General features: G+C 69.6%; 9 protein-coding genes. 1 reads left to right on the forward strand and 8 read right to left on the reverse strand.

Going from position 1 to position 11182, the window contains the following annotated elements:
• Window positions 1-525: 525 nt before the first annotated feature.
• On the forward strand, window positions 526-3162 hold the full coding sequence (locus J7W19_RS00005; protein WP_051072770.1) for a DEAD/DEAH box helicase: 2637 nt from the start codon (window positions 526-528) through the stop codon (window positions 3160-3162).
• A gap of 269 nt (window positions 3163-3431) precedes the next feature.
• On the opposite strand, the gene J7W19_RS00010 is transcribed toward J7W19_RS00005, so the two are convergent.
• From J7W19_RS00010 to J7W19_RS00045, 8 genes are all read right to left on the reverse strand, one after another.
• Complete coding sequence (locus J7W19_RS00010) at window positions 3432-4343, reverse strand: hypothetical protein (RefSeq protein ID WP_233478033.1); 912 nt, start codon at window positions 4341-4343, stop codon at window positions 3432-3434.
• An 866-nt stretch (window positions 4344-5209) separates the two neighbouring features.
• On the reverse strand, window positions 5210-5803 hold the full coding sequence (locus J7W19_RS00015; RefSeq protein ID WP_004954756.1) for a hypothetical protein: 594 nt from the start codon (window positions 5801-5803) through the stop codon (window positions 5210-5212).
• 284 nt (window positions 5804-6087) lie between these two features.
• Window positions 6088-6438, reverse strand: a complete 351-nt coding sequence (locus J7W19_RS00020) for a hypothetical protein (protein WP_233478034.1) — start codon at window positions 6436-6438, stop codon at window positions 6088-6090.
• Window positions 6439-6770: 332 nt separating this feature from the next.
• Window positions 6771-8000 carry a hypothetical protein gene (locus J7W19_RS00025; RefSeq protein ID WP_210455229.1) on the reverse strand — a complete coding sequence of 410 codons (1230 nt, stop codon included), beginning with the start codon at window positions 7998-8000 and terminating at the stop codon, window positions 6771-6773.
• Between the two features lie 66 nt (window positions 8001-8066).
• The gene (locus tag J7W19_RS00030; protein WP_210455230.1) at window positions 8067-8291 is read right to left on the reverse strand and encodes a hypothetical protein; all 225 of its coding nucleotides are present in this window, start codon (window positions 8289-8291) and stop codon (window positions 8067-8069) included.
• Entirely contained in the window at window positions 8285-8878 is a 594-nt protein-coding gene (locus J7W19_RS00035) for an ATP-binding protein (protein WP_210455231.1), read from the reverse strand. The genes J7W19_RS00030 and J7W19_RS00035 overlap by 7 nt, the downstream gene beginning before the upstream one ends.
• Window positions 8872-9651, reverse strand: a complete 780-nt coding sequence (locus J7W19_RS00040) for an AAA family ATPase (RefSeq protein WP_233478035.1) — start codon at window positions 9649-9651, stop codon at window positions 8872-8874. Before J7W19_RS00040 ends, J7W19_RS00035 begins: the two co-directional genes overlap by 7 nt.
• A gap of 132 nt (window positions 9652-9783) precedes the next feature.
• Window positions 9784-11160 carry a transposase gene (locus tag J7W19_RS00045; protein WP_233478036.1) on the reverse strand — a complete coding sequence of 459 codons (1377 nt, stop codon included), beginning with the start codon at window positions 11158-11160 and terminating at the stop codon, window positions 9784-9786.
• Window positions 11161-11182 lie beyond the last annotated feature (22 nt).

Here is an 11182-nt window from a genome sequence, read left to right on the forward strand (position 1 = left end):
GCGCGCGGTCTGCTCCGCAGACACGACGCGCCGCCGCTACGCGGCGGAAGGTCGCCGCGCTCCGCGCGGCTTGGCCGGCCACTCCGTGGCCGGTGCAGACAACTCCGTTGTCTGCGGCTCGGATCGCTCCGCGATCCGGCCAGACGGAATCCGCTCCGCGAATTCCTAAAGCAGCCAGCTGCGGGATGGGGGCGGTGTGCGAGTAACTGGCTTTACAACCTGGGAGATTGCTGGTACTTCTCCTCTTGTTCCATGGCTGACCACCCATCAGGTCTTCTGCCGTTGTTCCAGGGCGATGTCCAGAACGACGGCCTGAGGGTTCACCCGAAAGAGGAGGGCCGACCACCCCGACGATCACCGGGTTCCGGTAGCGTGAACTTGCGACTCACCTCTCCATGCTACCCCGGCAACCGGATGCATCATCCGTAAGGTTTGGGGATACGCCCACCCCCTCCGGCGACCTCCTCCTCTGTTGGCCTTCGCCTCCTGATGGTCTGGAAGGAATTCATCATGCCCACGGCCCCCATGTCCGACCGACAGGCCCGCTCTCTCGGTGAGCCCGTCATCCCCGCACGTGACCATCAACCCGACCTCCTCAACAAGGTGGTGGCAGAACTCCAGCCCCAACCCGGGGCCGGGATCCCAGAGAAAGGGCTACGGGTGACCCTTGCTGCCGCGCCCGGCTCAGGAAAGACATGGATCAGCCGGGAAGTGGCACGACGGCTGGCCCCGCGCCGGCGGGTCCTGGTGATGGTCCACACGCTCGACCTACTGGTCCAGACAGTGGCGTGGTGGAGGACCGCCGGCCACACCGAGCCGGGCATCGCAGTCTGCTCACCGATAGGCAACGCGGAGGAACTGAAGGAGCTGGGGGTACGGTGCACCACGAGTGCGCCGCGGCTGGCGCTGTGGGGCGGTAGCGGACCGGTCACGGTCTTCGCGACCTACGCCTCGCTCGCGTACCGCCGCCGGGGCGGCGAGATAGTGCCGGGACCGCTGGAAGAGGCCATGGCAGGCCTGTACGGACAGCAACTGGCTCCGTTCGACCTCGCCGTCGTGGACGAGGCGCACCGCACCTCCGGAGCGCGGGGGAAGCCGTGGGCCATCATCCATGACAACACGCGCATCCGGGCAGACCGCCGGCTGTACATGACGGCCACGCCCCGGTTGTGGGAGATCCCGGAATCCGTGGACGGCAAGGCGGGGCCGGCTCGTGGGGAGGAGGGGGTGGGCGGGCAGCTGGTCGCCTCTATGGACGATGAGGAGATCTACGGGCGGCAGATCGGCTTCGGGCTGCTGGAAGCGATCGAGCGCGGTGTCCTGGCCCGGTTCGAGATCGACGTGCTGGAGATCCGCGACCCTGCCGCCCAGGACGAGCTGACGGAGCAGCAGGCGCGGGAGCGGCGGCTGGCGGCTTTGCAGGCCGCGCTGCTGACGCGCTGGAAGGAGAGCGGGCTGCGGTCTGTGCTCTCCTTCCACCACCGCACCCGGGACGCGATGGGCTTCGCCCGGAGCCTGCCCTCGGTCGCCACCGACCTGTACGAGAGCGACCCTGGTCGTTACCCGGACCCTGCCAGGACGGTGGCGGAATGGCTTTCCGGTGAGCACCCTCTGGGCTACCGTCGGCAGGTGGTGGGCCGGTTCGCCGACGGGCTCGACGACGACGGCGCCGAGACGGTGATGTCGTTCCTGGCGACGTGCAAGGTCCTCGGGGAGGGCGCGGACATCACCGGGAGACGCGGTGTCGACGCCGTGGTGTTCGCCGACACCCGCGGCAGTGTGGTCGATGTCGTGCAGAACACCGGCCGCGCACTACGGCAGACGCCCGGCGAAGGAAAGATCGCGCGGGTCCTCGTGCCTATCTTCCTCCGGCCGGATGAGGACCCGCAGGACATGGTGTCCTCCCCCAGCTACCGGCCCCTGGTCGCTGTCCTCCAGGCGCTGCGCGCCCACGATGAGCAGATCATCGAGAAACTCGTCCTGCGCCAGGAGCACAGCGGCCGCGGAACCGCCGACGAGGTCCTCGTCGACGACCCCCAGTACATCCGCGACACCGGCACAGGCCAGGAACAGCAGGGCGCCGAGAAGGACGGGGGCGCGGCCGGGTGCGAGGGGATGCCGGGGGATGCGGCGCTGCTGCGGTTCTTCGCTCCGCGCGATGCGATCACGGTTGCGCGGTTCCTGCGTACCCGGGTTCTGCAGCCCCAGTCCGAGGTATGGCTGACCGGCTACCACCTTTTGTGCCGGTGGGTGGCCGGGCACGGGCACGCCCGCGTCCCTCTGCAGGAACGCGTCCCGCGCAGCAGTCAGGCGCAGCCCGGTGACGGTTGGGAGAGGGACTATGCGCTGGGGCAGTGGTGCGCCGAGCAGCGGCGGGCGCACCGGGACGGGACGCTGCGGGCGTGGAGGTTCCAGCTGCTGGACGAGCTCGGCATGGAGTGGGAGGGGGCCGACGCGCGGTTCGCGGCGAAGATCGCGGTCTACCGGCGCTACTACGACGAGCACGGCACTCTCGCCGCTCCTCTGGCAGCGGTCTTCGAAGGGCAGCCCGTGGGTCAGGAGTTGTCCAACCTGCGCAAGCCCCACGGCCTGGGGAAGAAGCCCGAGCGGGCGCAGCGGCGGCGGGAGCTGCTGGAGGCGATCGACCCCGACTGGAATCCCCAGTGGCCCCTGGCCTGGCAGCGGCGCTGGGCGAAGGTGAAATGGTGTCTGGACGGTGGGGCGCAGCTGGCCGACCTCCGGCCCGGCCTGATGGTCGACGGGGAAGATGTCGGTGCCTGGATCGCCGAGCAGCACCTTTCCTGGCAGGGCCTGAGCGCCGGTCAGCGCGAGCGGCTCGCCGTGCTCGGCATCCGCGTGCCGGCCGGTGAACTCGAAACCGCCGCCCTCCCGGCCCTCGAAGCAGCCGGTGCCGTCGTGCTGCCGGCCACGGCGACCCCATGGGAACGCGGCACAGCGGCTCTGCGCCAGTACAAGGCGCGCGAAGGGCATGTGCGGGTCCCGCGTGCGCACCGGGAGACCATCCGTATCGATCACGGCGACGACGGGCTCCGCGAGGAACACGTCCGCCTCGGCATCTGGCGCAGCAACACCCGCAGCCGCCGCGACCGCCTCACCGACACCCAGCGTCAGGAAGCGCAACGCCTCGGCCTCCTCACCTGACAGTGAGGATTGGCCATGGCATCGCCCGGAGGTCTGGCCCTCCACCTGTCTGACGCTTCAGTTGTCCTCGTGGTGAATCGTGGGCCGGCCGGGCGATGCCGTCTGGCGCGTGGCCGGCCGGGCTTCCGTGACTTCATAGGAGTCAGCTTCGCCCCCGCACCGGGACACTGTTGTCCGGAAGGCAGGGCGGAGGGGTGTAGCGCCGTTCACGTGTTCGCGGCGGTAGCACTGGTCTGGGCTGGAGGGCCGAAGGCGGTCCGACACCCGCTCTACTCGGCAGCGGAGACCATGCTGAAGCGGTCGAAGCGCTTCGGCGTGCTGAACATGGGTCGTGCCCAGTACCCGCCGGTGTCACGGCGCTTTAGTACGTCCTCCACGATCTCTCCCGCATCGCGGTCGAAGCCGGCGGGGGCGAGGGAGACTCGGTGGCAGAGCAGGTCCGACTCACCCTGCGAATATCCCTCCCACTTGCCGGAGTCGTAGCGCTTCTCGGGCCTGATGACGTCGAGGAGCTGGTAGGCGTCGAGGGCCTGGTGCGTCTCGTATGCCTTCCGCCCCAACCCGTAAAGGCCCTGCCTTATATCGCCGGTGACGTAGGTAATGGTGAGCGGGTCGCCCTCCTCGGCGCCGACTTCGGCGCCGGCGTACTTGAGACGGTCGAACCACATGAGCAAGGCGGCGATCTCGCTGTTGGTGAGCACATGCACCCAGCCGCAGGTGAAGAACTCGGCCGGGATCTCGATGTACGGCTCAGTGTCGTCAGCGGCGGTGTACGGGATGGCCGAGCTGACGGTGCTGGTCCCGTTCTCGCACAGGAGCTGCAATCCGGTGCTGAAGCGGCCAGGTCCGGTGTTGGCCCGCACGAGGGCCATCTCCTCCAGCGTCTTCAAGGCTTGGGTGATCTGGCGTCGGCGGTTGACGTCCTCGGACGCCAGCTGGATGCCAGGACCGGCGTATTGGCTCACAGAAGCCGACAGGCTCATCCATGACACCGGGTGCTTTGCCGTCGACTCCACGGGATAGGGGGTGCCCCACTGCTTGCCCGGCCCCACGGCGCACTGCGCGGCGTACAGCATCGTCAGCATGAGCCGGAGTTGGAGTCCTTTCGGGGTGACCATGCGGGCCGCGAACGGCTGCTCCTCCTTCGGAAGCGGCTTCCGCTCGTCTTCCAAGATCCTCATTTCGTCAAGCCGGTAGAAGGCCTGACGGACTCGGACGGAGGCGGGCCTCTGCCCTTGCTCCCAGATCCGGCGCATGACCTGGTTGACGCCCCCGAGCATGCGGCTGCGAAGGGTCTGAAGGTGTGCAAGGCGTGTGTCGACCTTGCCGTCCTTGGGACGCATCTCGATCCACCTTTTGGAAACTACGGATTGATTCTCATGCTCTGTGATCCATCAATTACTCACCCATTTCCGGTTTCTCTGGTCAGCATGTCATGCGAGTTAATCCGTAGTTGAGAGTACCGGACGACCCCTCAGACGGGCTACATCATTTGATGTGTGAGGCGCTGAACAGGGCCCCACAGGCGGCCTGGTGGGCTTCTCCAGCCGCGTCCAATCGGGGGCTCCGGAGCATCGACGCCGGCAAGCACTTGGTGCTCCGGGCCTCCCAATCGCGAAAGAGGCGGTACCTCTGTCAATGGAACGTACAGCAGAAGAGCACACCGAGCCCAGCCCGGGAGCCGAGCTCCAGGAAGAAGGCGGTGCCAACTACAGCCGTTCCCTGAGGTGGGTGACCTTCGGCTTCACAGCGGCCTGCACCGTGAGCGGCACGGCCATCGCCCTGACAGTCTCCCCACCAGTCGGACTGGCTCTGCTCGCAGTTGCGGCTCCCGCCATCACGATTCAGATCCGCCGGTAAATCCCGGATGGCCGCAGTCCTCGGGCTGCGGCCATCCGCCCCGGCCCCTGCCCGATCCAGAAGTGGGCTGGGATCTGCGCGCGAAGGACGGCACTCTCCACTGGCATCGCTGCGCCCGGCACTGCCACCCGCTGAGCGCCCCCGCGCCGGAACAGCGCTACAAGGGTGCTCCCCCGCCTGCCGCGTCTCAGCCGTCCAGGAAGGCGGCCAGGGCGCAGCGTTGCTCTTCCTCGCGGGCGATCTGCCGGGCGAGGAGGTCACGTCGGCGTACGGGGTGACGGCGGCGAGGGCTCCGGAGTTCGGTCGGCTCCAGGGCCTCCACCTCCCACTGCACCGGGCCCACGCCGCGCTCAACGCCGCAGACGCCGTCCAGGAGCCGGGCAGTGACGACGCGCACGAAGCGGCAGGCGGCGGACTCGGCGAGGCGCGCGAGCTGATCGGGCAGGCCCGCGACCACGTCCTGGTCGTCTACGCCCTCGCACATGCGCGGATCGGCCTGCCGCCCGACGCGGTCTGGAATGCGATCTGGCACCGCCAGCTCGTGCGACTTCGCCTGTTCCGGGCCGAGGGCGGCCGACGGGCCGGACTCCTTGCCGGACCACGGTGGTTCCGCGGCAGTGGCCTCGGAAAATGGGTGCAAACGCAGCATGTGCGGTGGAAGGGCCTGGCCGAGGCGCAGCGAGCGGCGCTCAAGGATCTGCGGATGGGCCCCGCCGCCGGCGACGCACGCGTCCGCGCGGCGGGGGCCCCAGGCGCGGCGCAGCCGCAGTGAGCGGGCCATGGAAATCGTCCTCGCCGCCCGGCAGCACCTGGAGGAGGCCGGGCCTGTCGTCGATGAGGCGGGGAGGATCATCGTCGCCGCCTCCTACCGGCCCGTCATTACCGGACGCGAGATTCAGCTCCGCAAGCGGCGTACCCGGTACGGGCCGGGTTCGACAGCTACCCGGCCGAGTTGCATGCCGTGTTCCACGGACCCGGACTGCCCTGGGTGAGGGAGGCACACCGGCCGGAAGGCTGAGGCGAGCACGTCATACGCTCCGGGCGGCGGGCCCAGGCAGGGGCCGGTCACTGGTAGAGGAAGTCCGTCCACCACACCTGTAGCCCATCGACCAAGACAACCGCGTTGTCCGCCGCTTCCCGACGCTGCGCGGCACTGCACGCGTCGTACATAACGCCGAAGGGTGGCCCCTGGTTGTGGTATTCCGCAGCGTGTCGGCGGAAGGTGGTCGAGGGGCGGAAAATGGTGCCCGCCGACGCGACCTCGTCCACGAGCTCCTCGGGAAGCCCGCCGTACACCTCGGACGTGATCCAGCATGCCCAGTCCACCAGCTTGCGCGTCGCCCCTACGCTGGCCGCGACGCGGGTCGAGGAGCAGCGGGCGGCAGGTGGGATCAGGGCATTCGTCCACCGTCGCATAAAACAGCTGGTCCAGCAGGGCGTCGCCCGCCGGCTCCTGGACGCCAGGCAGGTAGGACTCGGAAGGCGGAACGAACGTCCGTTGGCGTTGCTGGGCCGTCTCCGCAGTGTGTACGTGGTCAGCGCTGATCACCGTGTGTTCCACGGCCTTCTCGGCAGGCTCGTGTCCGGCATTGCAGCTCCTTGTCCTCATCCTTATCGTCGCGCCCCTGCGCGCGGGGTGGGTCTGTCACGGCTGATCTCGGTTTGTCGGTCTAGGTGAGGCGGCCTTCACGTGCGTGGAATCTGTCCGTGCGGTCCTGTGGCCGTGTGGGAGGGAGGTGTGCGGCTCCTCATGTGCGGAGCAGGCGGGCCTGGTGGTGCCAGGCTGGGCCGGGGTGCGGGTGGTCGAGGGTGGGGATGGGGTGGCTGGCATCCTTCACGAGGGCTTTGAGGCGGTGGCCGAAGGATTTGCTGAACAGGTGGAAGTGGCCGGGTGCGCCTTCGAGCTGGCGGAAGAGGCGTGCGGCTTGCAGGTAGGGCCGTGCGTGGGGCGGGATCGCGTACCAGACGCGGGGTGGCGGATGGTCTTGGTCGTACTCGCCGCTGAAAGGCTCGGGCAGGGCGAGCCGGGAGCCGTCGTGGTGCACGTCATCGACGGTGGCGTGGACGAGGCGGTCGGTGGCGGCTCCGGTACACAACAAGGCGGCTAGCGCGGCGACCTGGGTCGGTCCGGGTACAGCCCGGCTGATGCGGTACGCGACCTGGGCGGTGAACGGGACCGTGCAGATGCCCGGGCCGCCGGCGGCGGCGAGATCAGCGGGGTGGGCCAGGCGCAGGCCGGCTGCCGCGAAGCCGTCCCGGGCGCCGTGGATGCGGGCGGTGGTGTACTCGAGGGTGGGGCTGAGCGCAGTCAGGCGCGACAGGAAGAGCTCCACGTCGCGCTGGTCGGGCAGTGCCGGCAAGGTGGCGCGGTGCCAGGCCAGCCAGTTGTGGGCGGCGAGCAGCCCTGCACGATGCTGGCCGAAGAGGCGGGGCGCGGACCGTCTGGCGGGTGGAGCGCCGTGTGCCACGGTTGCGGCAGAGGATCTTGTTGTCGATGGCTGCTGCCGGGCGGGGCGCGGGCTCGGAAGGCTCGGCCGAGGTGCGGCGTGCTGGGTGAACAGGCGCAGGGCGGCGGGGGTGTCGAGGTGCTCGAGTTCACCGGCGAGGCCGGCTTCGGCGAGGTGCGTGGTGAGGCGGGCACGCTCGCCGGTGGTGGCGCCGCTGGCTATCAGGATCAGGCGGATGCCGGTCACCTCGCGGAGCACGGAGAGCTGTTCGGTGCGTTCGGGGGTGAGCATGTGCGCCCGCAGGACGGTCAGCTGGCGGATGTCATCGATGGTGATCCAGCAGGCGGCGGCCCGCCAGGCCGGTTGTGCGGTGATGACCGGGCTGTGGGTGGGTGCGTAGGCGGTGCGGCCGAGCGCGGCCAGGATGTCGCGGGCAAGGAACGCGGAAGTGACGGTGGCGGGGGTGGGATCGACCGTGATCCGGCCTTGGCGGGGGTTGGCCCAGTGGCGGGCCGCGCGGGCCAGCGCCACATCGTCCGCCGTGTCGGTGATGAGGGCGAGCGGCGGGATGGGGGCCGGAGCGGAGCACCGTCGGCGTCACCCGATGCTCCCGTCGTCCACGCGGGCGGCGAGCTGCTCGATCCATCTGCGGCAGGCGGCGGGGGCGGTGGATCGGATACGGCGGGCCTGGTGGGTGAGCAAGGCCCAGCGGCCGCAGCCGGCCGTGCGCGAAGTGGCCGTCCAGATGGCGCAGTTGGGCACCGGAGGCCTGCCGCCACAGCGGGTGCAGGCGGCGGGCGGCGAGTGGCACCAGGTCAGCATCCAGCGGGCGGATCTCGCACCACAGGGCGGCCCGGGTGCCCAGCAATCGGCGTATCGCGCAGCACGCTCTCGCTCTTCTCTCCGGCGATCAGCACGGTGCACAGGCCGTCGGGCAGGCTGTCGTAGAGGTAGCGCAGGTACTCGAGGGCGGCGAGGGAAAGCTGGTGTGCTTCGTCGACCACCACGGTCTGCGGGCCCGGCGGCCAGCGCGTCCAGGACGGCGGCGTCGCACACCCCGGGGTCGTCGGGCGGCGGGCCGGGAAGGTGAAGGGCGTCATGGAAAGCCGTGCGCAGGTCGGCCGGGGTGGGGCGGGAGGGCAGGCTGAGCACGCATGGACCGGTGGGCTGGGTGGCCCGCGAGCAACGGCGTGGGCGGCGAAGGTCTTGCCCACACCGGAGGCACCGGTCACACAGAGCATCGCGCGCCGGGCGAAGCAGACCTCGACGGCGCGGCTAACGTCCAGGAGGCCGGGGGTGCACAGCCCTTGAAGGCCTTCACCGTCCAGGAAGTGCGCTGAGGGATCAACGGGGTTCGGCACCGGGGCGAGCAACGGGCCGGTGCCGCCGCGCCGGGCAGCCGTCAGCACTGGGCCAGGGCCCAGTCAGCTACCTGCTGATCGACCGTGTCCGTCTTGAAGTGCTTCAGGCCTTTCAGGGCGTAGTGGGTGACCTTGGCCCACTCGCGCATCGAGCCGTCGGCGTGACGCACGTCGATGTGCTCGAGGAGTTCGGGGCCGGCAGTGGCCCAGATGGCATGGGTCAGCGGGATGACCTGCAGCATTTCTTCGGGAGACATGGCCTTCACCTCGCGCCGGGCGCACAGCCGGGAGGCCAGGGACGGGTCGCTCTGCAGGGTGTCGTACGCCTCGTGCCCGCCGATGAACAGCACGGCCGGCCGCTGTTTTCGGCTGTTGTCCCAGAGGTTGCGGATCAGCTCGAAACAGGCGCGGTTGTACTGCTGGGCCTCGTCGCACACGATCACGTACGGGCGCCGCGGCAGCGCGGCCATCAGCTGCCGGTACAAGGGGGTGGCGGTGCCCGGCATCTTCCCGGGCAGGCGCAGCTGGTGGAAAAGTTCCTCGCGCAGGTCTTTCGGGCCCGGGCGCGAGCGGGCGAACTGCAGGGACAGCAACAGATCCGGTGCGATGGTCTTGAGCGCGGCGCGGGTGGCGAACGTCTTGCCCAGACCGGACTCGCCGTAGATCAGCGACATCGCCCTCGCCTCGACCGTCTCGGCGATCGTGTCCTGGACCTGGAGCAGCACATCGGTCGTCACCAGCCTCGCGCCGGGAACATCGAGGTAGAACTCCGGCTCCATGTCCCCCGGCTCCCAAGACTGGGGCGGCACTTCACTGATCACGGTCACTCCTCATCGAGAGAATCTTCGTCAGGGGCGGCTTGGGGAACGGCCCAGCCCGGGGCGGGGCCAAGACGCGGGACATAGCGCTCGGTAGCCCGCTGGCGTCGTGGCATGGGTGACGCCGCGGTGCCCTCAAGTTCGGCGCGGGCCTCCTGCTCGGTCATACGCACAGCGCGCACGGGCACCTCGGGCCGGGTGGACGGCAGGTGGCGTTCCCGTCGGCGCTCGCCGGAGCGTTTCAGGGCGCGTCGCAGGGCCTGGCTGTGCTCGTCGCGTTCGAGGAGCACCTTGGCCCGCAGTTCCTCGCTGGCCTCGTTGCTGAGGAAGGCCCGGCCAGGTAGCGGTTGCCGCGGAAGGTGTAGAGGTCGACCTCGTGGGTGTGGTGCGGCATCCAGCGCACACGGACCTCGAGCCCGATCCGGCCCACCCCGTTCTCGGGCATATAGGCGCGGCGGTTGAACTCCACCCGTGACTGGTGATCTTACGGGGCCGGTGGTCGCTCTCCAGCATGAAGGCGCGCAGCTCGGACGCGCTCGGCTCGGGCCTGATCTCGGTGGGATCCGCCTGCCAGGCCTCAAGCGGGGTCATCCCGGTGCGCTCGATGACGTGCTCGGTGTTGTGCTGGTGGACCCACTCGCCCAGCAGGCGCACGAACTCCTCGAACATCAGCGGCGGGTCCGTGTCTCCGAGGCGGCGACGGTGATCGAGGCGGGGCGCTTTCGTGTAGCGGGGCAGGTCGGCGAAGAAGCGGGTCATGCTGGTGCGGTTCAGCCGCTCGACACCGCCCTTGTGGCGGGCGCTGCGCACCTGGTGGACCGGGACGCCAAGGAGGCCGAAGGCCCGTCGGACGGTCTTGGAGAGGAAATCGGCGCCGCCGTCGACGCGCACCAAGTGCGGCAGCCCGCCCGGCGGGCCGTAAGGAGCTTCGCGGAGGACGGAGGCGCGTACAGCGGCGAGGACGGAGCCGCGGTGCGCGGAGCCGGCGGTGACCGCCCAGCCCATCACATAGCCGGTACCGCGGTCCTCGAACCACGTCACCCACACCTTCGCCGGCTTGCCATCGGGCATCATCACGACGGTCTCGGCCTGCTTGTGGTCGCCCTCCCACACCTGGTTCCGGGCCACCGCCGGCCGCTGGAAAGCCGGATCGAACCCCCGCGCAGCCGGAATGCCCTCCCGCAGCCCTGCCATGAAACCCGGATCGAGATCACGAGCGATCGCATCGTGCAGCGTGGTCAAACCCGGCGGCCGCTCCCCCGCCGCCACGGCCATCTCGACCAGGCGCTCGTGAGCGCGCTTCACATTGCCCTGATAGTCGGCGAGGACTTCGATGACCTCCTCGGTGACCCGGAACCGGCGGCGTTCCGGCTTCTCCGGACTGCCGGTCCCCTCCGCTTGCGCCAGCCAGGTCCACACCGTCCTGATGTGCACACCCACCGCGTCAGCGACCAGCCGCACATGTGCCGTCCGCAACTCCCCCGCGGCCCGCAGCCGCAACAGCTGAGCCACCGCGGCAGGCCGCAACTCATCC

Origin of the sequence: Streptomyces mobaraensis NBRC 13819 = DSM 40847 (genome assembly GCF_017916255.1) — a bacterium.
In the GTDB taxonomy this organism is placed as follows: domain Bacteria; phylum Actinomycetota; class Actinomycetes; order Streptomycetales; family Streptomycetaceae; genus Streptomyces; species Streptomyces mobaraensis.

Coding starts and splice junctions, on each gene's coding strand:
- J7W19_RS00030 (WP_210455230.1), bottom strand. CDS start 8,291: ATGCTGACCTGGTGCCACTCGCCGCCCGCCGCCTGCACCCGCTGTGGC.
- J7W19_RS00020 (WP_233478034.1), bottom strand. CDS start 6,438: ATGCGACGGTGGACGAATGCCCTGATCCCACCTGCCGCCCGCTGCTCC.
- J7W19_RS00015 (WP_004954756.1), bottom strand. CDS start 5,803: ATGGCCCGCTCACTGCGGCTGCGCCGCGCCTGGGGCCCCCGCCGCGCG.
- J7W19_RS00010 (WP_233478033.1), bottom strand. CDS start 4,343: ATGAGGATCTTGGAAGACGAGCGGAAGCCGCTTCCGAAGGAGGAGCAG.
- J7W19_RS00005 (WP_051072770.1), top strand. CDS start 526: ATGTCCGACCGACAGGCCCGCTCTCTCGGTGAGCCCGTCATCCCCGCA.